Source organism: Collinsella aerofaciens (assembly GCF_018785265.1).
GTDB classification, from domain to species: domain Bacteria; phylum Actinomycetota; class Coriobacteriia; order Coriobacteriales; family Coriobacteriaceae; genus Collinsella; species Collinsella aerofaciens_AI.
The window spans coordinates 20,269-42,921 of record NZ_WQPK01000014.1 but is presented as its reverse complement, the minus strand read 5'-3'; the positions used below and the strand labels follow the sequence as shown (position 1 = coordinate 42,921).

Annotated in this window: 19 protein-coding genes; 6 read left to right on the top strand and 13 right to left on the bottom strand. The window is 60.7% G+C overall.

Annotation, left to right across the window (positions count from 1 at the left end):
- Positions 1-34: 34 nt before the first annotated feature.
- Positions 35-973: a type I phosphomannose isomerase catalytic subunit gene (locus GPK42_RS02410; protein WP_215693287.1), complete on the top strand. Its 939-nt coding sequence runs from the start codon at positions 35-37 to the stop codon at positions 971-973.
- Between the two features lie 282 nt (positions 974-1,255).
- On the opposite strand, the gene GPK42_RS02405 is transcribed toward GPK42_RS02410, so the two are convergent.
- Together GPK42_RS02405 and GPK42_RS02400 are read right to left on the bottom strand one after the other, a co-directional pair.
- Entirely contained in the window at positions 1,256-4,156 is a 2,901-nt protein-coding gene (locus GPK42_RS02405; protein WP_215693285.1) for a UvrD-helicase domain-containing protein, read from the bottom strand.
- A gap of 292 nt (positions 4,157-4,448) precedes the next feature.
- Positions 4,449-5,429, bottom strand: coding sequence for an undecaprenyl-diphosphate phosphatase (locus GPK42_RS02400; RefSeq protein ID WP_215693282.1), 981 nt, complete (start codon positions 5,427-5,429; stop codon positions 4,449-4,451).
- Positions 5,430-5,677: 248 nt separating this feature from the next.
- Between GPK42_RS02400 and GPK42_RS02395 the strand changes: the two genes are divergently transcribed.
- A complete protein-coding gene (locus GPK42_RS02395; protein ID WP_215693280.1) occupies positions 5,678-6,115 on the top strand; it encodes a universal stress protein in 438 nt (145 codons plus the stop codon).
- A gap of 179 nt (positions 6,116-6,294) precedes the next feature.
- Here the strand turns inward: GPK42_RS02395 and GPK42_RS02390 are convergent, their stop codons facing one another.
- From GPK42_RS02390 to GPK42_RS02365, 6 genes are all read right to left on the bottom strand, one after another.
- On the bottom strand, positions 6,295-7,587 hold the full coding sequence (locus GPK42_RS02390; protein WP_215693278.1) for a HipA domain-containing protein: 1,293 nt from the start codon (positions 7,585-7,587) through the stop codon (positions 6,295-6,297).
- Positions 7,587-7,877 carry a helix-turn-helix domain-containing protein gene (locus GPK42_RS02385; RefSeq protein ID WP_215693271.1) on the bottom strand — a complete coding sequence of 97 codons (291 nt, stop codon included), beginning with the start codon at positions 7,875-7,877 and terminating at the stop codon, positions 7,587-7,589. Before GPK42_RS02385 ends, GPK42_RS02390 begins: the two co-directional genes overlap by 1 nt.
- Positions 7,878-8,054: 177 nt before the next feature.
- Positions 8,055-9,098 (bottom strand): sensor histidine kinase, encoded by a 1,044-nt coding sequence (locus GPK42_RS02380; RefSeq protein WP_215693269.1) that lies wholly within the window; start codon positions 9,096-9,098, stop codon positions 8,055-8,057.
- 9 nt (positions 9,099-9,107) lie between these two features.
- On the bottom strand, positions 9,108-9,779 hold the full coding sequence (locus tag GPK42_RS02375) for a response regulator transcription factor (protein ID WP_215693267.1): 672 nt from the start codon (positions 9,777-9,779) through the stop codon (positions 9,108-9,110).
- A 169-nt stretch (positions 9,780-9,948) separates the two neighbouring features.
- Positions 9,949-11,079 (bottom strand): aminotransferase, encoded by a 1,131-nt coding sequence (locus GPK42_RS02370; protein WP_215693265.1) that lies wholly within the window; start codon positions 11,077-11,079, stop codon positions 9,949-9,951.
- A gap of 24 nt (positions 11,080-11,103) precedes the next feature.
- Positions 11,104-12,135, bottom strand: coding sequence for an ornithine cyclodeaminase family protein (locus GPK42_RS02365; RefSeq protein ID WP_215693263.1), 1,032 nt, complete (start codon positions 12,133-12,135; stop codon positions 11,104-11,106).
- A gap of 217 nt (positions 12,136-12,352) precedes the next feature.
- Between GPK42_RS02365 and GPK42_RS02360 the strand changes: the two genes are divergently transcribed.
- Positions 12,353-13,534: a PucR family transcriptional regulator gene (locus tag GPK42_RS02360; protein WP_215693261.1), complete on the top strand. Its 1,182-nt coding sequence runs from the start codon at positions 12,353-12,355 to the stop codon at positions 13,532-13,534.
- Between the two features lie 18 nt (positions 13,535-13,552).
- On the opposite strand, the gene GPK42_RS02355 is transcribed toward GPK42_RS02360, so the two are convergent.
- Together GPK42_RS02355 and purH are read right to left on the bottom strand one after the other, a co-directional pair.
- On the bottom strand, positions 13,553-14,263 hold the full coding sequence (locus tag GPK42_RS02355) for a hypothetical protein (protein ID WP_252200044.1): 711 nt from the start codon (positions 14,261-14,263) through the stop codon (positions 13,553-13,555).
- Positions 14,264-14,510: 247 nt separating this feature from the next.
- Entirely contained in the window at positions 14,511-16,118 is a 1,608-nt protein-coding gene (purH, locus tag GPK42_RS02350; RefSeq protein WP_215693257.1) for a bifunctional phosphoribosylaminoimidazolecarboxamide formyltransferase/IMP cyclohydrolase, read from the bottom strand.
- A gap of 277 nt (positions 16,119-16,395) precedes the next feature.
- Between purH and GPK42_RS02345 the strand changes: the two genes are divergently transcribed.
- Positions 16,396-17,037, top strand: coding sequence for a GNAT family N-acetyltransferase (locus GPK42_RS02345; protein ID WP_117746832.1), 642 nt, complete (start codon positions 16,396-16,398; stop codon positions 17,035-17,037).
- A 189-nt stretch (positions 17,038-17,226) separates the two neighbouring features.
- On the opposite strand, the gene GPK42_RS02340 is transcribed toward GPK42_RS02345, so the two are convergent.
- Positions 17,227-19,170: a DUF2207 domain-containing protein gene (locus GPK42_RS02340; protein ID WP_215693255.1), complete on the bottom strand. Its 1,944-nt coding sequence runs from the start codon at positions 19,168-19,170 to the stop codon at positions 17,227-17,229.
- 508 nt (positions 19,171-19,678) lie between these two features.
- Here GPK42_RS02340 and gluQRS point away from each other — a divergent pair.
- Positions 19,679-20,680, top strand: a complete 1,002-nt coding sequence (gluQRS, locus tag GPK42_RS02335) for a tRNA glutamyl-Q(34) synthetase GluQRS (RefSeq protein ID WP_275950422.1) — start codon at positions 19,679-19,681, stop codon at positions 20,678-20,680.
- Between the two features lie 15 nt (positions 20,681-20,695).
- Here the strand turns inward: gluQRS and GPK42_RS02330 are convergent, their stop codons facing one another.
- Positions 20,696-21,421: a metallophosphoesterase gene (locus tag GPK42_RS02330; protein WP_215693253.1), complete on the bottom strand. Its 726-nt coding sequence runs from the start codon at positions 21,419-21,421 to the stop codon at positions 20,696-20,698.
- Positions 21,422-21,506: 85 nt separating this feature from the next.
- Positions 21,507-21,746 carry a hypothetical protein gene (locus GPK42_RS02325; RefSeq protein WP_215693251.1) on the bottom strand — a complete coding sequence of 80 codons (240 nt, stop codon included), beginning with the start codon at positions 21,744-21,746 and terminating at the stop codon, positions 21,507-21,509.
- 358 nt (positions 21,747-22,104) lie between these two features.
- On the opposite strand from GPK42_RS02325, the gene GPK42_RS02320 reads away from it, so the two are divergent.
- Entirely contained in the window at positions 22,105-22,647 is a 543-nt protein-coding gene (locus tag GPK42_RS02320; RefSeq protein ID WP_089573575.1) for a UBA domain-containing protein, read from the top strand.
- Positions 22,648-22,653: the final 6 nt, after the last annotated feature.

Below are 22,653 nucleotides of genomic sequence, written 5' to 3'. Positions count from 1 at the left end.
GTTTTGTGCAACGCCCGCGCAACATAATGGGGGTATGAATATGTCCGATTTGATTAAACTGACGCCGATCTTCCACGAGAAGATCTGGGGTGGCCGCCAGCTCGAAACCGTATTTGGTTACGACATTCCCGAAGGTCCCATCGGTGAGTGCTGGGCCATCTCGGCCCATCCCAACGGTGACTGCCAGATTGCGGAGGGCCCGTATGCCGGCCACACGCTTTCATGGCTGTGGGCCGAGCGCCGCGAGCTCTTTGGCAATTGCGAGGGCAAGGAGTTCCCGCTGCTCATTAAGATTCTGGATGCCAAGGACGACCTTTCGATCCAGATTCATCCCAACGACGAGTACGCCGCCGAGCACGAGAACGGCAGCCTGGGCAAAACCGAGTGCTGGTATGTACTGGACTGCGAGCCCGGTGCCACGATCATCGTCGGCCAGCGCGCCAAGGACCGCGTCGAGGCCGCACAGATGATCGAGGAAGGCCGTTGGGACGACATGCTCAACGTGCTGCCGATCCACAAGGGCGACTTTTTCCAGATTGATTCCGGTACCGTGCACGCCATCAAGACCGGCACGCTCATTTTGGAGACGCAGCAGTCGAGCGACGTGACGTATCGCCTGTACGACTACGACCGCCCCGGCACCGACGGCAAGCTGCGCCCGCTGCACATTGAGCAGAGCCTCGACTGCATCGATTTTGATGCTCAGGCTCCGGTCGACGGTACCGTGACCGCGCCCGAAGTCGACGGCGTGACCGAGCTCGAGTCTAACTCCTGCTACACCGTCGATCGCGTGCGCGTCAACGGCAGCAAGACCCTCGACCAGCGCTGGCCCTTCATGTGCCTGTCGGTCATCGACGGCGAAGGCACCGTCTGTGGCGATCCCGTCCACAAGGGAAGTCACCTGCTGGCCCCGAGCACCGTCAGCTCCATCGACCTCGAAGGCAAAATGGAACTGATCATCAGCCACCTCTAGGTCACAACAACAACCCAAACGCAACAAGGGGCTCCCCCGTCCATGTACGGGAGAGCCCCTTGCTATATCTATTTATCAGCCCACCCGGCTCTCCAGACCCAAAAGCGAACGGGCAAAGCAACGCTCGTCCAGCGACGTTACCCAAGGACCTGGGCGGGCGTATGGGGCAACATCGATCGCGAGTTCCGCACGCAAAGGAGGCCACTTAATGTGGCCTCCGTCTTGCGCAGGACTGCCCGAGCAGGCGATGTTGCCCCATACGCCCGCCCAGGTCCGCCGGGATTATGACAGCTTAACGATCGGCGCGAAGCCCTTCATTAGCTTTTTGGTCTGGCCGGTCTTTTCGAACTGGACCTCGATCATGTCTCCGGCGACCGAGATCACGGTACCCGTGCCAAAGGTCTTATGGCTCACGGTATCGCCCGCGGCAAAGTCCTGCGATGCGCTGGCGCGATCGACCTTGCGCTCCACCGTCGGGGATACCTTGGATGACGACTTTTTGGCTCGCGGCGCGCCCGAGCCAAAGGTCGAGGCAACACGGCCGGCGTCGGGCGAAACCCCACGATGGCGCTCGGTACCATAAGTGCTGCCGCCAAAGAAGTCATCGAAGCTCGAGCCGCTGCGCGATCCAGAGCCGCCGGTCGAGCGCGTATGCGAGCCAAACACCTTGCCGCCATACATGTCCGAGCCCATACCCGAGCCAAACGTGCCGTGACGGTCGCCGCGCTTCTCCCAGCCCGTGCCCTCAAAACCGGCAGAACCGATACCGCTAAACTCGATGTCCTCAAACGGAATCTCGTTGAGGAAGCGCGAGCGCGGGTTGGCAGAGGTCGAGCCGTAGGTGCGACGCGTGGCCGCATAGGTCAGGAACAGGCGCTTGCGAGCACGCGTGATGGCGACGTAGGCCAAGCGGCGCTCCTCCTCGAGCTTGCCCGGATCGTCACTACCGCCAAAGTCGTGCACGTGCGGGAAGATACCCTCCTCCATGCCGGCCACGAACACCGCCGGGAACTCCAGGCCCTTGGCGGAGTGGATGGTCATCATGGTAATGGCATGCGTCTCGCCGGCCAGGGAATCCAAGTCGGAGCGCAGGGCCAGCCACTCCATGAGTGCCGGCAGCGCCTTACAGGTGAGCGGACCGTAGGTGCGCTCGATCTCGTCGGCATGCACGGCGCCCGCCGGCAGCTCAGTCGGCGCGGCATAGGCGTTACCCGCGATGGCGGCGGCCAGGGCATCCTGCGGCGAGAGCGCCGGGGCGGCTAGGCTATCGAGCGGATTGGAACCTGCGGCATCGCGCGCGCCGACGAGTGCCTCAAACGAGGATGCCGGGGCGGACGGCCCCGGCTCGGGCGCGGGCGCACTCACCACGACGGGCTCGGGCTCGGCACCGGCAGGCACGCCGGCAACACCGGCCGCGCGCAACTCTTCTAGGCTCTCGAGCGTACCCTCGATATCCTCGTGCGTCTCCTCAAATTCGGCGGCAACGCCCAGGAATTCCTGGATGTTCTCGGCGCGGCTCTCGGACTCCATGGTGCCCTCGGCGCGGAAAGCCTGCAGCAGGCCCGTCTTATCGACAATCATCTCGACGACGTCCTTGAGCTCGCCGTCCATGCGGCGACCCTCGCGCACCAGCGACACAAAGCTCGACAGGCCATTGCGCACCTTGGCGCTAAACATGCCCGTCTCGGCTGTTGCGATCTCGCAGGCCTGGAAGAACGAGCAACGGTTGTCGCGCGCCAGCCGCTCGATCTTTTGGATCGAGGTGGAGCCGATGCCGCGGCGCGGCGTGTTGATGACGCGCTTGACGCTCATCTCGTCGGCCGGGTTCACAATCATCTTGAGGTAAGCCATGACGTCGCGGATCTCGGCACGGTCGAAGAATCGCGTGCCGCCCACGATCTTGTAGGGCACGCCCGCGCGCAGAAACATATCTTCGAGAATACGCGACTGGGCGTTGGTGCGGTAGAACACGGCGATGTCGTCGTAACTCGTACCCTTGGAGTGCAGCTTTTCGATCTCGCCGGCAATCCAGCGACCCTCGTCGCGCTCATCGCTTGCCTGGAAGGCCTGGATCTTCTCGCCGTCGCCCTCGGCCGTAAACAGGCGCTTGTCCTTGCGCTGCGAGTTGTGACGCACCACGGCGTTGGCGGCGCTCAGGATATGGCCCGTAGAGCGATAGTTCTGCTCCAGCTTGACGGTCTTGCAGTCTTTAAAGTCCTTCTCAAAGTCCAGGATATTGGTGATGTCGGCGCCACGCCAGCTATAAATGGACTGGTCGTCATCGCCCACGACCATGAGGTTTTGGTACTTGGCGGCCAGCAGGTTGGCGATCTCGTACTGGACGTGGTTGGTGTCCTGGTACTCGTCGACGCTAATGTAGCGGAAGCGCTCCTGGTACTTGTCGAGCACCTCGGGGCGGGTGCGCAGCAGCTCGAGCGTGCGCACGAGCAGGTCGTCGAAGTCCATCGCGTTGGCGGCGCGCAGGCGGCGCTCCAGCTCCAGGTAGACCTGCGCGGCCTTTTTGTCATTAGGGCTGTCGGCGGATTTGAGCATGTCCTCGGGGCCGATCATGGCGTTTTTGGCCGAACTGATCTTGCTGCGGATCATATTGATGGGGAATTGCTTTTGCTCGATACCGAGCGCCTGCATAATATCGCGCACCATGCGCTTGGAATCGTCGTCATCGTAGATGGTGAACTGACCGGTGTAGCCCAGCAGGTCGGCGTCCTCACGCAGCATGCGCACGCACATGGCATGGAACGTGCACACCCACATGCCACGGGTGCCGCTGGGAATGAGTGCCGCCAGACGCTCACGCATCTCGGCCGCAGCCTTGTTGGTAAACGTGATGGCAAGGATCTGCCAGGGCTTAACGCCCAGGTCGCCGAGCATATGTGCGATTCGGAAGGTCAAGACGCGGGTCTTGCCCGAGCCGGCGCCGGCGAGCACCAGCAGCGGGCCCTCAGTGGTCAGGACCGCCTCGCGCTGGGCGGGATTCAGGCTGTCGATGTCGACGATCGGCTTGGCAGGCTTGGGTGCCGGCGCGGGAGCGTCGTAGATGTCGAGCGGAACGAGCTCGGGCTCCGGCGCAGCAGGGGCGGTGTATGCATCGAGCGGCACGGGTTCCGGCGCGGGCGGCACGGATACCGCGGCGTTCTTTTCCCAGGGCAAGGGCTGGGTCATGGGCGACTCCTCATCTGACGGACGGCGCGCCTGCGGGCGGCGCCATAGTTTGAGCCGTACCAGTATACCGAGCCGCGCGGACACCGACGCAAATCACACCACGACTCCGTGCGTCACCGTCAGGCCCACCCCATTGCGCCAATCACAGAGCCAGCGATGTCACGGCAGCAGCAGCGAGCGACGGTCAGGGCGAACAAATTGGCATGAAAAGGAGGCGGCATAGACCTTTTGGTCATGCCACCCCCTTTGAATGACAAGTTGTCGCCCTGGCCGCCGCGCAGCGTCGACTAAGTTAGAGGCCGAGCATCGGCTCCAAGACGAAGAAGTACGCAAGCACCACGATGCCCAGAATGATGCGGTAGACGCCGAAGCACTTGAAGTCGTGACGGCGGACGAAGCCCATAAGCCACTTGATAGCGATGAGCGAAACCACAAAGGCCACAACGCAGCCCACGCCCAGGATGGCGACCTCGTTGGCACCGAACGTACCGCCCTTGATGAAATACTTGACGAGCTTGAGCGCACTCGCGCCAAACATGACAGGAATGGCCAGGAAGAACGTAAACTTGGACGCCAGCGAACGCGTGCAGCCCAAAAGCAGGCCGCCGATGATGGTGGAACCGGAGCGCGACGTGCCCGGCACCAGCGAGAGGATCTGGAAGCAGCCAATGCCCAGTGCAGTCTTCCAGCTCAGGTCCTCGAGCGTGGCGATGGAGCCAAAGTCCAGATTCTCGTCATCGTCCTCATCCTCAGCGGTAGCCGCGGCGGGCGCCGCAAAGTGCGCACCGGCGGGACGTCCACCCGACACCACAGCACGCGAACCAAACGAACCGGCAACGGCCATTTCCTCGCGCTTGCTCGCGCGCCAGTTCTCGATCACGATAAACAACACGCCGTACACAATGAGCGCCAGCGCCACGACGGGAGCATTGTAGAAATGCTCCTCCATCCAGTCGTTGAGCGGCAGACCGATCGCCGCCGCAGGAATGCAGCCGAGCACAATCTTGCCCCACAGCACCCAGGTGTCGCGACGGCCCTCCTTGCCCTTGCTGGGCGAGAACGGATTGAGCTCATGGAAGAACAGCACGCAGACGGCCAGAATGGCGCCGAGCTGAATCACGACCAGGAACATATTCCAGAACGTCTCGCTCACGTTCATCTTGACGAACTCGTCCACCAAGATCATGTGACCGGTCGACGAAACAGGCAGCCATTCGGTGATGCCCTCGACCAGGCCCATGAAGGCAGATTTTAGAAGCTCGATGATATCCAAAGGGACCCCCCTCGTTAGACACCCGCCGATATTGTTCTGCGGACGGTGCGGGCGATGTCCCATTATCAACCGTTCGGGCGCGTCTGCGCCTACCCTTACCAAAAAACTCGTCCGTTCACAGAATTGCGAGCGGTCAAACCGAAATCCTTGGGTATAACTGCAACAAGATAAAGTGTCCGGCGGCCAACGCGCCCGCGCCCGCCCGATGCACGAGCCCCGCGCCCGTGCGATAGACCAAGGAGGAAACCATGAACGAGGGCTACACCAAGGTATTTGTTTCACTCGATGGTACTGAGCAGCAGGATTTTGTGCTCGCACGCGCCATCAAGGTCGCCGCGAACAACGACGCCAAGCTAATCATCGGCCACGTTATCGATTCCACGGCGCTCGAGAGCGCCGGTTCCTATCCGGTCGATCTGGTCAACGGCCTAGAGGAGGCATTTAAGAACTCCATCGCCAAGCAGCTCGAAGAGGCCAAGGCCAATCCCGACATTCCCGAGGTCGAGGTCATGATTCGCGCCGGCCGCATTCGCGAGACGCTCAAGGACGAGATGCTCGACGTGGTCAAGCCCGACCTGGTGCTCTGCGGCGCCCGCGGCCTTTCCTCGATCAAGTATGCGCTGCTGGGCTCGATTTCGACGTTCCTGCTGCGCAATACGGACTGCGATATTTTGGTCGTGAAGTAGCGTTGCGCCCACCAGCCGCGGGGCCTGCGGGGTTTCCACGGGCACGTCCTCGCCGCGTTGCGGCTGCGGGATGTGCCCTTAGGAAACCCCTCCCGGCCCCGCGGCCTTCGCAGCCTTACTTCAACGAGTTGTCTGATAGAAAAATGGCGTGCCGCCCCGTTTGGGGCGGCACGTTTTTGTTATAAGGCGATCCTGCTTAGACGAGCTTGCACTTCTGGAATGATCTTCTCGAACATTGCCTCCGCCTCGGGAAAACCCTCTTCTTTGAGACCGCGCGCGGCGTCTCTTAGCGCGTCTGGAACCTCATTGCAGGTATCAGCAATCATTCCGGCAACAATTCCTCCGGGCAAACCCGCCCCAATCATTTGGCTCATCACCGACCCGCGCGTTACGTCGTCAATCTTGCGACTCCCACCAAACGAGACGCCCATCTCGCGAACGAGACTGGGGTAAACCGTTGTGCACAGCACGTCATAGAGCGGCGCCAACCTCACCTGCTTCCAACTTTCGTCCCACACGAGCGACCAGTTCTTTAGATGGTTATCGCAGTTACCTGCGGCATAGTCAAAAAGCTGGTTATAGCCGACAAGGAACCTGTCCTCCATTTGATTCGTCGATGCTCTTCGCACCGCATCGACGATAAGTCCCAGGTAATTGACACCCGTCGGCTCATATTTAAGCTCACGCGAGATGCCCTTGGCCTGACAAACATCTTCCTGGTGCAAACGGTATGGAATTGGCAATCCGTCAACCGAGCGTCCGGCATCAGGCATTGCTCGGTCAAAGCGCTTCACGGCGATAATTGGCTCAGCATCTTCAACTCGGATAAGAAAACACTCTTCGGCCGATAGGTCCATCAGAGAGGCGGCTCTCACGCACATTGCTTCGCACACCGTCTCACCCGGGAACGTTTTGGACCCCGCCTTGAGAATGTGCGTAGATGGAGCCGCTCCATGAGGCAGGTACCATCCGCCACATGGGTCATCGCCCGTATGGTAGAGACCAACCTTCGCCTGAGCACCTGCTAGGGAGATTCGGCTCTCTAGCGCTAAATCAAAAGCAACCTCCGCCGGTGCGTATGCCAGCCCGCTTAGCTGTTCCTCACCTATCTCTTCATAGCCCATTTCGAGACTGTCGCCCGAAGGCTCTCGCGTCAAAACCAGAGCGCCGACGGGTTCATCGCGGACCAAATCGAGTACCTTAAAGTAATCTCCGCGTTCCGCTCGCGCCCTTTTCTCAAGGTCCCTGTTGAGCTGCCCCTCCGGAATGATGCCGGAGAAAAAGGAGCCCGTTGCGTCCGGACTAAATGCCTCAGCCGTCAACGGCAGCGAGATCGAAATCGGGGCCGCATCACCGCTCTGGAGATATTTGGGGCTATAGGTGAATATCGGAAGCCCCACGTTTTCCTCCAATATGCCAACCAGCTGGTAAGACCCATTAAACTCACGGTGAACGAACAGCGTACCGTCCATTATTTCCCCCTCACCTTCAGAATAAAATCGATATCCACGATGGAGGCGTAATCGAAAATGACACCAATTTCGACCGTTGTCCGTCCCCGCTCGATATCACCAATCACACGAAGGCTGCGACCCGTCATAGTCGCGACGTCACGTTGAGTCAAGCCAAGCTCACGCCTTCTGAGCCTAAGGGCCTTCCCTATCTCGGCGGGATCGAAAACCGTGCGCTCCGAGAAAGCGACTTCCGACGGTTTGAGCTTGATGCGCCCATCTAGCTTTTTAATCGTTGTCACCGTTCTCATGATGCCTCCAGCTATATTCCTGTTCGTGAACATAGTATAAACCTGTAGCACTATGTTCATGTACGGGAATATAGCGTTGACTACATTAGCAATGTTCCTGTTCAGGAATATAGCTGCCGAAAAGCCTGATTTCTTCTTAAATGGGAAAATTCTGAACGGCTACGCCATACGAGCTGGCTACTCAAAGTACTGGAACTTGTTGGTTGAGAAGGCGAACGTGACGACGAAGCCTTCGCCCGGCTCCGATGCCGCGGTGACGTCGATGCCCATCTTGGAGCACAGACGCGCCACCAGGTAGAGGCCGATGCCCGTCGCACGCTTGGTGGTGCGGCCGTTGTCGCCGGTAAAGCCCTTCTCGAACACGCGGGGCAGATCTGCCGCACACACGCCGCAGCCGTTGTCCGCGACGGTAAGCTCGATGCGCTCGCTTGCCAGGCCCTCGTCCAGCAACGCGCCCGAAAACGTGATCTTCGCACCGTCCTCACACGCATATTTAATGCTGTTCTGAATGAGCTGGCCCAGAATAAACTCGAGCCACTTCTCGTCGGTAAAGACCTCAAAGCCGAGGTTCTCGCACACCGGAGCAACGTGCGCCGCGATAAGCTCGCGCGCGTTGGCTTTAATCGCGCCCGTCACCAAGGTCTTGAGATCCCAGCGGCGAATCAGGTAGTCGCGCTCCACGACTTCCGAGCGCGCATAGTACAGAGCTTGGTCGATATAGCGCTCCACGCGGGCAAGCTCGCGTGCCAGGTCATCCACGCGCGACAGGTCGTCTTCGCTGCCATCCAGGTTTTCCAAAATTAGATGGGCCGCCGCCAGGGGCAGCTTGGCCTCGTGGACCCAGCTCTCGATATAGTCGCGATAGTCATCGGTCTGACGCCTGCCTTCGGCAACCTCGTCGCAAGCGGCTTTGCCCACCCGGCGCAAGACCTCGTACTCGAGCTCGCCCTCGGCATAGGTCGGGCATTGCACCATCTCCTGCACCCATGCAGGACTCTCGAGCTCCTCTGCCGCACGCTCCAGCTGGCGCAGAAAACGACGACGGCGCGCGTACTCGATCACGATGCCGAGCATACCAAAGATATAGGACACGCCGACCGCCACGACCACGATAGAAACGGGTGCGCCGGCGACCGTCAGCACAAAGCAGCTCAGTAGCACGCCGCACGTCCACACGACGACGGGAAGCAGCGCGTCTTTAAAGAACTTGGCAAACGACATAGCCGGCCCCTAGACCGAATAGCCCTGGCCGCGGTGCGTGGTCAAATACCCCTTGATGCCGATTTTTTCGAGCGTGGTGCGCAGGCGGTTGATGTTAACGGTAAGCGTATTGTCGTCCACGAAGGCGTCGGAGTCCCACAGGTCCTGCATGATGGCCGAACGCGAAACGATCTTGCCCGCGCGGCTCAGAAGCAGCGAGAGGATACGCAGCTCGTTTTTGGTGAGCTCGGTACTGGTGCCGGTTTGCGTGTTGGTGACCATGGAGCGTGCGAGGTCGAGCTCCAGTCCCTTGTGTACGAGCGTGCTGCGCTCGCCCGCCGCCGCGGTGCGACGCAGCAAGGCATTGATGCGGGCCACGAGCACGCGCGCGCTGTAGGGCTTGGGAACAAAGTCGTCCGCGCCGAGCGTCATGGCCATGACCTCGTCAATCTCGGTCGTGCGCGAGGTGAGGACGATGATGGGAACCTCGGATTCGCGGCGAACCTCGTGGCAGATATGCTGGCCGTCCTTGACGGGAAGCGTCAGGTCGAGCAGCACCAGGTCGGGCGCGGCGGCGAGAATATCGCGCGAGACATGCTCAAACGATTCGCAGGCCTCGATTTCAAACCCGGCGCGGGCAAGGATGTCGATAAGCTCACGACGAATGGGCTCGTCGTCCTCAACGACATAGATCAGCGCCATGTGTCCTCCCATTTCGCGTAACTTGCACCTTTCACACCATTATGCCCACAGCGTCGCAGCGATACGACCCCGTGGGCACCTAATATGACAAAAGTGTTCGGTAGCCTTGAGAGAAAATAGGAGCCCTCGGGCCTGAGCCGATCGGCCCCATCACTTCGACCTCGAGTCTCTACTCGAGCGTACGCATGTACGCGGAGATGGCATCCAGGCCCTTCTGCAGGTCGTCGGTGTTATCGGAGTATGCATAGCCGATGCGCATGCTCTTGGGCTCCTCGAAGCAATCGCCCGGGGTGACGAGCGCGCCGGACTTCTTAATCATGTCGATGCAGAACGTCCTGGAGTCGATGTCGTAGTCGTAATACACGAGCGCGGTGGTACCCGCCTCGGGCTTAACGAACGACAGGTGCGGCTCGCTCTCGACCCACTTCTCCAGAACAGCAAGGTTCTGACGGACGATGCGACGGCTGCGCTCAAGGATCACGGAAGCGTTGCCCAGAATCAGCTCCGCCACCGACTCGCTGAATATGCCGGCAGAAATCAGGTTGTAGTCGCGATGCGAGAGCAGCGCGCGACGGAGCTCCGGGCTCTTGGTGACCGCCCAGCCCAGACGCAGGCCGGCGAACGACCAGACCTTGGACATGGATGCGGTAACGACGGCCTTGTCGTACAGGTCAATCACGGACTCGCAGTACTCATCCGTCTGAGTAAGCAGACGGTAGACCTCGTCGCAGAGCAGCCACGCGTCGTGTTTGCGCGCGACCTCGACAATCGCCCTGAGCGTATCGGTGTCGAGCAGGGCGCCCGTGGGGTTGTCCGGGTTATTGATGCAGATGAGCTTGGTATCGTCGGTCACCAGAGCATCGAGCGCGTCGACGTCGACGTGGTAGCCGTTCTTGCGATCGAGCTGAAGGATATCGACCTTCGCACCGCACATCTCGGGAATCGAGTAAAGCTGCTGGTAGGTAGGCTTGACGGAGACTACGTGATCGCCCGGTTCGACGAGCGTGGAAATAACCAGGGAGTTGGCACCGGTCGCGCCGTGCGTGGGCACGATATGCCCGGGCTCGACCGTCTTATAGAGACGCGCGACCCCCTCGAGGAAGCCGGGCTGCCCCTCGATGTCTCCGTAGGTGAACCGGCGCGAGCACAGGCTATCGAGCCACGCCTTCTTGTCGGTGTTCGTAAGCTCGAACAGCTGGTCGAGCGTAAGGGAGTAGACGCACGTCTCCGCAACGTTGTGGGTGCACTTGGTCTCCCACTCGTTCATCCACTGCTCGACGGCGAAATCCTTGATCTGCATTGTCGTTTCCTTTCCTTGACTTTCTTACAGTTCCACCACGGTGCCCAGCCCCGCCTCGACGGCGCGGTCGTAGGCGATTTTCGATGCCGAAAGGTCCTGAACGGCGATGCCCGACGTATCGAACACCGTCACTTGCTCGTCATCCGAACGCCCCGCAGCCGTGCCGGCGATGACTTCGCCGAGCTCCGCTTTGATGTCCTCAGGCGTGATGGCACCCTCGGCAACCGGAATCTCCAGCTCACCGGACGCAACCGATTGTTCGCGGTCGTCGACGTAAACAGCGGCACGGGCGACAAGCGCCGAGGCGAGCTCCTGCTTGCCAGGCATGTCGGCACCGACGCAGGAGACATGCGTACCGGGGCGCACCCATGCATCGGGGATGATGGGCTTGGTCGCCGGCGTGATCGTCACGATGATGTCGGCCTCTGCCGCGGCACCTTGGCCGTCGGCCGTCGCCTCGATGGAATAGGTGGATGCCTCGCGAGCATGCTCGCAGGCGCCCAAGATATGGGCGACTTCGTCTCGCATGCGCTCGACGCGGGCCTCGGGCGCGGCATCGGAAACCGGCTCCCACACCTTGACCTCACTCACTTTGGGACAGGCGGCGAGCACGCCCGCCACCATATAGGTGCTCATATGGCCGGCACCCGCAACAAGCAGTTTGGACGCATCCGCCCGAGCCAACCACTTGGCACCGAGCGCAGCGGCGGCACCGGTGCGAAGTCCAGTGACGGCGGAGGCATTGAGCAGTGCCAACGGCTCGCCCGTCGCGTTGTCGCACAGCAGCGTGGTGCCAAAGATCTCGGGCAGCCCCTTTTTGGGATTCTGAGAGAACCAAGCAGTGAGCTTGAGACCGAAGAGGCCGCTTCCCGCCAACTCGCCCGAACGGATATCCATATCGGCCACGCCGGGTTCGAACTGCTCATATACCATCGGCCACGCAACACCCTTGCCCGTTGCCTTCTGGCGATATGCCTCCTCCACGGCAGCGATTGCATCCTCGATCGTCAGCACCTTGGAAACTTCCTCGGCCGAAAGCACCACCATCTGCCCCATCATCGCTCCTCTCAGCGAAAGCTTTACGTTGCTCCACTGTACGGTTTAGTTACGATGCCGCCAAGGATCATTTCTTGTTGGAATCTACAACGATTCTCAATCTAATTTTTCGTTCTATCAGCAGATATTTGAACTATTTCTCGCATCAATGGCATACAGATGTGCGATTATCCTATTTATACCGGTATTAATTGTAGTGATTTACAGGATGATGTTGATGCTATACACCGTCTCGGACTTCTCACGGGAATATGAGGGGTCGGTCCGCCTAATCGCCGGCAGCGATGGCGTCTCGCGTGCCGTCTCCGGCGTCGGAATTCTCGATTATGAGCTCATGCCCGGCCTCAAGAACAAGTACCAGCGCGTCAACTTCACCTCAGACGAAATCGTCCTCAGCACCTTCCTCTATGCGAAGGACGACCCGTACCTCATCACTGAAGCCGTGAAATACCTCGTCGCCAAGGGAACGAGCGGTCTCATCATCAAAAACGTCCTGCACATCCCGATTCCCGACCAAGCCATCCGCTACGCCAACGCGCGGCACTACCCGGTCTTTCTCACGACCGACGACTCACTATTCTTTGACAGCGTCATCTATGAGGTCAAACGGCATATCGAGCAGCTCGCGTCCATCGACTTCGCACAGCGCGAGATCGATGCCCTGAGGACAGACGCATCGCCCGAGTCCATCTGCCGACGCATCCGAAGCCTCAACCCGTCATTTCTGGACGAAGCGGTCGCCCTGTTCGCATCGTTTGCAGAGCCCCTCGACCCGCGTGCGTTTTTGCAAATCGAACGTCTCTGTGCAAAATCGACCCTCGCCGGATGCCACAACATGCTGGCACCCTATGACGGAGGTTTGTTATTCGTAGCGACAAGCGACTCGGAACAGACGCTCGATGTGGAGCGAATCGTGCAGGCGCTCACGGAGCTCATCGAGGCTAGCAGTATCGATGGCGGAGCGGAAGGGCTCGGCATCAGCGATATTCTGTTTGGAGACGAGGCAGTGGTGCAGGCGATCTCGCAGGCGATTTACGCACAGCGCCTATCTTGTCAACGAGCCGAGGGGCCCGTCCGCTATACGCAGCTCGGCATCCTGAGAACCGTGATGCCTTTTGCGGAAACCCCGGAGATGCGATCGTTCTCGGAGGCGATTCTCTCGCCGATACGCGAGCACGACAGTGAGCATGGCAGCGAACTGGAATCCACGCTCGCTGCATTCATCGAGAACGACCGGCGTATCGAGCAAACCGCCAAGCAGACGAGCCAGCACCCGAACACGATTCGATATCGCCTCGATAAGGTGACAGCTCTCACCGGACTGAGCTACAAATGCGCCCCGGAGATGGAGCAGCTGTCGCTCGCCTACGCCATCGAACGCGCTCGCTCGCTTCAGTAAGCCCACCCCGCCTTGAGGTTAGGAGCGGCGGGCACGGAGCTTTTCGTAGCCGTCGGCAAAGAAGGCGACCGTGGCGGCGTCGGCCTCGGCGGCGTCCGTCTCGGTTGCGGGAACCACGCCGTGCTCGTCGCTCACCAGGAACAGGGCGCCCTTAAGCTGCGCGGGAATGTCTACGCGCGTGACCGGGATGCCCTTGGTCTGGGCCAACTGCTCAATAAGGGTCGCCGTGCCACACAGGCACTCGTCCGCCGGCGCCACAAAGGCAAGCTCGCCGTTGTTGACGGCGGCGAGCAGCTCGGGCGCCACGCCGGTCTCGTCGGCTTCGGAGCGAGCCTCGGCAGAACGGGCACGCAGCGCCTTGGCCGACGTGTCGGCCAGCGGCTCGTACTCCCCCACCGTCATGGCGGCGTTGCCGTTAACGTCGATCACCAGCATGAGCACGCCGTCGCGTGCGGTGTAATCGCCCTCGGCAAGCGACCACTCAACGTGCTGTTTGGCCCAGCTGAGCATGTTATGGGTAAGCGGCTCGCCCTGCACCAGGCGCTCGGACAGCGCACGAATGTGGCGGTTGAGCATGGGCACCTTTTTGTTGGACATGCGCCAGCGGCAGATAAGCGCAGGCTTGTCGAGCGTGAACTTCTCGACCGCCTCCTGATTTGCGCAAAAATCCTCGTACGCACGCTGATCCTCGGCATTGCCAAACAACTCGGCATCATCAATCTTGGGCATGGTTGTACCTTTCGTGTTAGTCATTCCGTCCTCTTATACCAAAAAGACGGCCCTCCAAACGGAGCGACCGTCTTTTGCAGAGATTATTTTGACGATATGGTCAGGCGACCGATCAGCTTAATGGGATAGAACAACATCCCATTAAGGGTTTTCCAAGTGCCCGAGATTGCCCCGAAAGAGGAGCGCCGCGTACTAAATGTACGCAAGCGACGGTTTGAGGGGCAAGGTCGGGTGCTTGGGAAAGCCCCTAGTGCCTAAAATGCCTGGCACCCGTAAAGACCATCGCGATGCCATGCTCATTGCAGGCCTGGATGCTCTCATCGTCGCGCTTGGAGCCACCGGGCTGGATGATGCAGGTCACACCGTGCGCGGCGAGCACGTCAACATTGTCGCGGAACGGGAAGAACGCGTCGCTTGCACAGGCAAAGCCGCCCTTCTCCACGCCCTCGCGCTCGCAGAAGTCCTCGGCACGCTCGCAGGCAAGCAGCGCAGAGTCAACGCGGTTAGGCTGACCCGGGCCCATGCCAATGCCGGCCTTGCCCTTGGAAACCAAGATGGCGTTGGACTTAACGCCCTTGCAGACCTTCCAGGCAAACTCGAGCTCGGCCATCTCGGCGTCGGTGGGCTTGCGGTCGGTGGGGAACGTAAAGGTCGCGGGATCCTCGGTCACGTGGTCGACTTCCTGCACCAGCATGCCGCCGTCGATGGAGCGCAGCTCCACCTGGGCGCCGTGGTCCACGCCGCCGGTGGCCAGCACGCGCAGGTTGGGGCGTTTGACCATGCGCTCGAGCGCCTCGGCAGTGTAGCTCGGGGCGATGATAACCTCGACGAACTGCTTGTTCTGATCGGCAAAGTGCTCGACCAGCTCATAGGGAACCTCGCGGTTGCAGGCGATGATGCCGCCAAAGGCGCTCTTGGGATCGCAGGCGAAGGCGCGGTCGTAGGCAGCCGTGATGTCCTCGGCAACAGCAGAACCGCAAGGGTTCTGGTGCTTGAGGATCACGCAGGCCGGCTCGTCGAACTCGCGGACCAGGTTCCAAGCGGCATCGGCATCCAGATAGTTGTTGTAGCTGAGCGGCTTGCCCTGGATCTGCTCGGAGCCAACGAGCGGGAACTGCGAGCTCGCGGTGTTCTCGCAGCCCTCGGCAAAGCGGTAGACCGTAGCCTTCTGCTGAGGATTCTCGCCATAGCGCAGGTCGTCGACCTTCTCCAGCGAAATCTCGAGCTTGGCAGAGGTGTCCGCCACGTCGCTTGCCTGGGCGGCAAGCCAACGGGAGATAGCCGTATCGTAGGCGGCGGTGGTCTGGTAGACCTTCACCTGCAGGCGACGACGGGTGGAAAGCGTGGTGCAGCCACCGGTCTCGTGCATCTCGGCCAGGACGGCATCATAGTCGGCAGGGTCGGAAATGACGGTAACGCTCGCGGCGTTCTTGGCGGCAGAGCGCAGCATGGAGGGGCCACCGATGTCGATGTGCTCGATGGCGTCCGCGAAGGTGACCTCGGGGTTGGCGACGGTCTTCTCGAACTCGTACAGGTTGACGACGACCAGGTCGATCAGCTTAATGCCGTGCTGAGCGGCCTCCTGCATGTGCTGCTCGGAATCGCGGCGGGCCAGCAGCGCGCCGTGAACCTTGGGGTGCAGGGTCTTAACACGGCCGTCCATCATCTCGGGATAGCCCGTGAACTCCTCGATGGGGGTTACGGGAACGCCCGCGTCCTCGATGGCACGAGCCGTGCCGCCCGTAGAGATGATCTCGACGCCAAAGTCATCGACCAGCGTCCGTGCGAAATCGACGACACCCGTTTTATCGGTAACCGAGATCAACGCGCGTGCGATCTTCACATCAGATCCCATGCAGTCCTCCTGTCTGGTACGCCGCCGTGCTCTGTGAGTCGGTGATACGTCGATCTGCAGCGCTCGCGCAGCGGCATTGAAAATACTGATTTAATGTAGCGCATCGAGCGCATCGATGCACCCCGCAACGGGCGCATGTGCAGAAAAAGTTTGCGAGCAGAGGGGATGGGCACGGCACCGGGCACGGTGAGTTCATGGAACACAGGGGCACCATAATTTGATGCCAATGGCGTGGTAGAACTGTGCTCGATATGCATCCGCAAAAGAAAGAGGCACCATGGTCTCGCGGGTTCTCTACCGACCGTTTGATACCGAAGACTTCGACGCCATCGCGCTGATTCTGCAGCAGCTTTGGCATAATAATTCGGATAACGATGAGTACAACCGCCTTGAGGCCGCGTGCGACCTCGCCTATTGCCTTTCGTCATCGACGTTTTCACAGGTTGCGGTGATTGACGGTCAGGCGCGTGGCATTTCGCTCGCGCGTGCGGGACAGAGCTCCGGCGCCACCGTCAAGGAACATTGGATGGATACCGAACGCGCGCTGCTATCGCAGATGCGCGAGCTGGAGCCCGATGCCTGCGCCGAGTATCTCTCGTTTGTGCGCGCAACCATCCGAACCAACAACCGCCTGCTCGAGAGCAGCCCGTTGCCGCACGACAACGAGGTCACGCTGCTTGCCGTGGATCGCGATGTCCATGGCCTGGGCGTTGGCACGGTTCTGCTCGATGCCGCCGTCTCGCACCTGTCCTCGCTTGGAGCGACGAGGGCGCACCTGTACACCGACTCCAACTGCTCGTGGAAGTTCTACGAGCTGCACGGCTTTAAGCGCACGGCCACGCACCGCGCCAACCGCGAAGAGCGCCGTCACGACATGCCGCGCGAAAGCTTCCTCTACGAACTCGATCTAACAGCCTAAACCCGGCAGTTAGGGACGTTCCTTTTGTGCCGGCACCCCGGGACACTCCTTGGCAGCAACCGCACCTAGTCGTTGGGGACGTTCTTAAATGATTAGTCGCTGGGGACAGTCTTCGTAGGTAGCGCGTAAAAAGGGGATGGGCTTTCCCCGACGGCTGTCGAGAAAAGCCCATCCCATAATTTACGACCGTTAGAACGTTCCGCCGCCGCCTCCGCCGACGCCGCCACCACCGCCGCCAGAGAAGCCGCCGCCGCTGCCGCCGCTCGAGCTATCGGAACTCGAAGCCAGCTCGCGGATGGTCTCGTGATACACATCGTTGAACGAATCGAGCGGAGACTCGATACCGTAATGATGGTAGTACCACCAGTAGCAGGGATAATTGTCATAGAAGCCGTCGGCCTCGCGCACCTCGGGCGGCACGGCCTCGGCAAGCTGACGCAGCACTTCCTTGGAAACACCCAGCGCCACGCCCATCACCAGCAGCTTGTTCCACAGCACCAGATCGCCCGGGACGGCTTCCTTTAGACGCGTGAAGTCCTCGAGCCAATGCTTAAGTGCCTTGCAGCGAGCCGCCACCTCGGCGCCCTCCGGCGTAAAGCGGCGAAACGTAAGGCCCACGCCGATACCCACCAGCACAATCGGCACCGAGATAACCGCGGCGGTAATGTTCGCCTGTGCGCCATCGGTAAAGAAAATGGATCCCACGGGAACAAAGGCAATCAGGATACCAAGAACCAGGCAAAACACCATTGCAACAATGCCGTCCGAGGCAACGTACTCGCTATCGGCCAGCTTGCCCTTAACGGTGTTCTGATAGTCCTCGAGCTTATCACCCACGGGTGTAGCGTGCTGCTTGACGTAGTGCTGCAGCTCGTCGAACGTGCGCGAACGGTCACCGTTCTCGTCAGGCTTAGCACCGGCAAAGAAGACCTTGAGCACCATGTGGTCAATGCCCTTGGCCGACTTCCAGCCCGCATCACTCACCGTCACGCGATACGTCTGCTCTTCTTTTTCACGCCCCAACAGACCCTTCTTGGCCTTGGTCACGGTCGCCTGCTCCAGCTTGATCACACGGTCGTCAGTGAGCTTCATGAGCGTGGCGATATATGCCTGGTCGGGCACCTCGTTCCAGCTCATGAGGGCCGAAAGCACGGCGGGATGGTCGGCCGAAGGCACATCGCGGAAATATTCGTCCTGGAAAAGCGGCTTGGGCTTGCGCTTGCGCAGCTTGAGCATAACGATTGTGCCGGTAAAGACCACCGCCGCAACAACACTTAGCACGGCAAGTGCATTGGCAATCATGCGAGCGTGAGCGCGGCGGGCGTTAGCTTCGTCGGCCCATTCCTTCTCTTCGCTCAGGATCGTTGACATGCGCTCTTCGCCCGAAGCGGCAAGCTGCGGCACCCAGTCGCTAGGGAAGGCGATGCGTGCCTCGGCGAATTCGCCCTGATGCACGCAGGGAATGGTATAGGTGACCATGGGTTCGTCCGCATCGAGCGATACATCGCCCGTCAGCGGGCCGTGGCCCCATGCGCGGAAGTTATCGCCTTTGACGGCCGCCGTCCCGGCAGCGGCATTTGCGAAGCGCACTTCCATCTCGACATCGTCGGAATCCGCAGACCAGCCGTCACCCACGAACTTCCAGTAGAGCTCGGCGGTATCGGCCCAGTTCATGACCGCACCGGTCATGGTGTAGCTCACGTAATAGATCGCGCTGTCGCCGCTCTCGTGAGGGCTGAACACCTTAATCCTTACGCCGTCACCGGTCTGCTCGACCGTATAGACGCCAGAGTCGCCCTTGTTCGCGCTATCGACTTTGTTAAACGCGGTGTCCTCTTCCTCGACACTCAGCACATCGACGCCCGCCGTGCCGCCCTGTTGGTTGGTACCCGTATTGATCTCCCAAAACACGCCGTTGATGTCGTCGTCGAAATCAAACTGGCGTCCCTCGACAACGGTCAGCGATCCATCGGCCTCGACCGTGGCACCGATATAGGTTTGGGTCATGGAATAACCGTCGGCGTGTGCGGCGGCGGGCAGTAGCAGCAATGCAAGCGCGACGAGTGCGCAGACGGAAGCAAATCGCGCAAACGGGCGGCGCTGCCGACAGGTTTTGGCAACGGGGGCGTTCATAGGCACATCCTTTGTCTGTGATACCAGCAACGCCATTGTCCCACGTTTACGGGCGCACATGACGAACATCTAGGCCAGCGGAGTATCAAACGGGACGAAAGTCACGCCCGCGGCCGGCACCTGGGGACGTTCCTTATCTGCCGGCAATCTGGGACACTCCTTGGCATGGCCCGCTCCGGCAATAGATACCACTTCACAGCTCTGTCACAGGTGTAGCGGCTTTGTGTGGGTGCGGCACGCGCTGATTGAGCCGCCAGCCGAGGGGCATAAAGCAGTTGAGCGAAAACGGTTTGCCCCTTTGCCGTTCGCTCGAGGATCATGTCCCCCTTTTCCGCGGAAACCCCGGCAGTTGCGAAGAGCTGCCGGGGTTTCTGTCGTTTGTGAGGCTAAGTCGGTACGCAGCGATCGAGACCTTGAGCCGCAAACCCACCGTGCGCAATGCGCACCGCCGCCAACTTGTGAGCGCAGCAACGCCTTCCCTGCCAAGCCCCGCGCTATACTCGTCCGCATGGATATCAACGCACGCAACATAGCAACACACGCCGCGGACGCACCAGCAACGGCAGCGCCCACCCCCGTCGTGGGCCGCTTTGCCCCGTCGCCCTCGGGCCGCATGCACTTGGGCAACGTGTTCAGCTGCCTGTGCTCGTGGCTTTCGGCCCGCAGCCAAGGCGGCAGCATCGTGCTGCGCATCGAGGACCTGGACGATCGCTGCAAGCGCCCGGAACTTGCCACTCAATTGATTGACGACCTGGCCTGGCTGGGACTGGAGTGGGACGAAGGCCCCTACTACCAGCACGATCGCCTGGATCTGTACGAGGACGCCCTGCGTCAGCTGCAAGACGCCGGCCTCACCTATCCCTGTTTTTGCACGCGTGCCGAACTCCACGCCGCGAGCGCGCCGCACGCGAGCGACGGCACGCCCATCTACCACGGCGCCTGCCGAGACCTTTCTGCCGAGGAGGTTGCCCGCCGCAGCATCCTGCGTGCTCCGGCCACGCGCCTGCGCGTGCCCGCCGTCGACGACCTCGCAGACGATGTGGTCGAATTCGTGGACCGCACGTATGGAGCCCAATGCGAAGCACTCGCCACCGAATGCGGCGACTTTTTGGTGCGCCGCAGCGACGGCGTGTTTGCCTATCAGCTGGCCGTGGTGGTCGACGACGCTGCCATGGGCGTCACCGAGGTCGTGCGCGGATGCGATCTGCTGGGCTCCACGCCGCGCCAAATCTACCTGCAGCATTTGCTGGAACTTCCCACGCCGCACTACGCGCACATTCCGCTGCTCATGTCGCCGGATGGCCGCCGCCTTTCCAAGCGCGACCGCGACCTGGACCTGGGCGAGCTCCGCACCCGCTTTGGCGCGCCCGAGGCACTGCTGGGCTGGCTCGCCGGGCAAACAGGCATCGCGCCGGACGCCACACCGCGCTCTGCCGAGCAGCTGGTCGAGCACTTTAGCTGGGATGTTATCCGCACGCATCGGGAAAACATCACTGTAACGGTCGAGTAGCCAGCCACCCCGCCCCTACGCGACATCCCAGGGCTGGAGTTCGTCGCCCAGGCGGACAATACAGTCGTAGAGCACGGTGTGGCACTCGGCTGGGTTGGCGTCACGATAAAAATGCCCGTAGTACCAGCGCTTGTAGTCCAGGTGGTCCTCCAGCTCGTCGAAAAACGTGGTGAGTCGATCGACATCGGGATAATTCCAGCCAGGTGCCGGGTAAAGCGTGGGCGAAAGCATGCGCGTGGAGCAGGTATGGGTGATCGCATAGTCGACCTTCCAACCCACGCTGTCGAGCTTTGCCCGCGCCTCCTCAAAGTTGCGCTCGTCCGGCAGCTCCTGCGGCCACCAGCTGGAATACGGAATGCGGTATTCCTTATCCACGCTCGTGGCGCCGCCCATGGTAGAGATCGTTGAGCCGTCGAGCTCAAAAACCTCGCCGCGCGTCAGGCGTCGGATGGGCGAGGTGTCCGACAGGCGCTGCGTCAGGCCGCCGTGCCACAGTTCCATGGGACGCTCCGCCCAGTGATCGAAACGTTCGTGGTTGCCGTCGGCGAACAGCACGGTATAGGGGCGCGACTCCAGCCAGGCGATGTCGGCACATTCCTCGGCAGAGAAATCCCACGGAAAGCCAAAGTCGCCCGCGATGATGAGATAGTCGTCACTCGTCAGACCATCCCCAAGATCCCAGTCGCGAAGCTTTTGCATGTCGACGCCGCCGTGAATATCGCCCGTCACATAGACCGTCATCGGATCACCACTTCCCTGTAAGTCGCTAGCCCACATTCTGCACGATCACTAAGCCAACCGTTCCAGCCCTTCCATCCTTTGGGACCTACCCCTCGTTCTTCCATCCAAACGGGTCAAGCACCCAAAAAATCAGATCGAGCACGCCGCCGGTCATCATGGCGCCGGCAAGGGCCATGCAAACGTGCAGGGAACTGGCACTTCGGAGCACGTCGAATGGCCCCAGAACAGCCAGCAGCGCGACCGCTGCGCCGGCTACGCACAGCGCGAGGCACGGCCCCGCGTCCTTAACGCACTTCTTTGCGAGATGCTTTGCGTTGTCACTCATCGGTATCGAACTCCTTAGAGGGTCGTTGTTCAGACGCATGCCGCCGCGGCAGAGCGGGGCGGCAGGGTAAGTGTCACATGCTGTGCGGACATCAATGGAGAAACCGCCTGCTCGACCAACCTTTGACGCCGTTTTGCACCGGCACCCCATCTCCCGCTATCGAGGTCTAATACTTTTCCCACTGCCACCCAAAAACTCATCCAACATTAATCTTGGCTCAAGAATCGCTTAATCTATAACCTGCACTATAGAGTTCGACCAAGGGCGGGGCGGCGCCGCGCAACGCAGGCCGCCGAACGCAGCACTCGCGCCCGGGCAGACCGCCCGGCGTCGCGCCCATCGAACGAAAGGACAGGTCATGGACGACCTCGAAAAAGTTGAAACCATCCGCACCAAGTGCAACGTGAGCTACACCGATGCCAAGGCGGCGCTCGACGCTGCCGACGGCAACGTTTTGGATGCCATCATTTGGCTCGAGTCGCAGGGCAAGACCCAGACCACGTCGGCGCATGCCGCCACCGAGTCCGCGCCAGTCGATGAGCCCTCTGCCGAGATGGTCGCCGCGCAGGCAGCCTACGAAAAGTCGAGCGAAAAGACCGACTTCTCCAAGAAGATGGACAGCGTGTGGGAGTACCTCAAAAAGCTCTTCCGCCTGAGTCTGGACACCAAGTTTATCGCCACGCGCCGCGATGCGATCATCCTCAACATCCCCATCCTGATCCCCATCGTCGCGCTGTTTGCCTGGGGCGCCACGATATGGCTGATGCTGATTGGCCTGTTCTTTGGCATGCGCTACCGCATCGATAGCGACGGCGACGTGCCCGGCAGCATCAACAACCTGATGGACAGCGCTGCCAATGCCGCGGACGACATCAAGCAAAATCTGAACGACGACAAGTAATCGCAG

Coding starts and splice junctions, on each gene's coding strand:
- GPK42_RS02410 (WP_215693287.1), top strand. CDS start 35: ATGAATATGTCCGATTTGATTAAACTGACGCCGATCTTCCACGAGAAG.
- GPK42_RS02405 (WP_215693285.1), bottom strand. CDS start 4,156: ATGACCCAGCCCTTGCCCTGGGAAAAGAACGCCGCGGTATCCGTGCCG.
- GPK42_RS02395 (WP_215693280.1), top strand. CDS start 5,678: ATGAACGAGGGCTACACCAAGGTATTTGTTTCACTCGATGGTACTGAG.
- GPK42_RS02390 (WP_215693278.1), bottom strand. CDS start 7,587: ATGGACGGTACGCTGTTCGTTCACCGTGAGTTTAATGGGTCTTACCAG.
- GPK42_RS02385 (WP_215693271.1), bottom strand. CDS start 7,877: ATGAGAACGGTGACAACGATTAAAAAGCTAGATGGGCGCATCAAGCTC.
- GPK42_RS02380 (WP_215693269.1), bottom strand. CDS start 9,098: ATGTCGTTTGCCAAGTTCTTTAAAGACGCGCTGCTTCCCGTCGTCGTG.
- GPK42_RS02375 (WP_215693267.1), bottom strand. CDS start 9,779: ATGGCGCTGATCTATGTCGTTGAGGACGACGAGCCCATTCGTCGTGAG.
- GPK42_RS02370 (WP_215693265.1), bottom strand. CDS start 11,079: ATGCAGATCAAGGATTTCGCCGTCGAGCAGTGGATGAACGAGTGGGAG.
- GPK42_RS02365 (WP_215693263.1), bottom strand. CDS start 12,135: ATGGGGCAGATGGTGGTGCTTTCGGCCGAGGAAGTTTCCAAGGTGCTG.
- GPK42_RS02360 (WP_215693261.1), top strand. CDS start 12,353: ATGCTATACACCGTCTCGGACTTCTCACGGGAATATGAGGGGTCGGTC.
- GPK42_RS02355 (WP_252200044.1), bottom strand. CDS start 14,263: ATGCCCAAGATTGATGATGCCGAGTTGTTTGGCAATGCCGAGGATCAG.
- purH (WP_215693257.1), bottom strand. CDS start 16,118: ATGGGATCTGATGTGAAGATCGCACGCGCGTTGATCTCGGTTACCGAT.
- GPK42_RS02345 (WP_117746832.1), top strand. CDS start 16,396: ATGGTCTCGCGGGTTCTCTACCGACCGTTTGATACCGAAGACTTCGAC.
- GPK42_RS02340 (WP_215693255.1), bottom strand. CDS start 19,170: ATGAACGCCCCCGTTGCCAAAACCTGTCGGCAGCGCCGCCCGTTTGCG.
- gluQRS (WP_275950422.1), top strand. CDS start 19,679: ATGGATATCAACGCACGCAACATAGCAACACACGCCGCGGACGCACCA.
- GPK42_RS02330 (WP_215693253.1), bottom strand. CDS start 21,421: ATGACGGTCTATGTGACGGGCGATATTCACGGCGGCGTCGACATGCAA.
- GPK42_RS02325 (WP_215693251.1), bottom strand. CDS start 21,746: ATGAGTGACAACGCAAAGCATCTCGCAAAGAAGTGCGTTAAGGACGCG.
- GPK42_RS02320 (WP_089573575.1), top strand. CDS start 22,105: ATGGACGACCTCGAAAAAGTTGAAACCATCCGCACCAAGTGCAACGTG.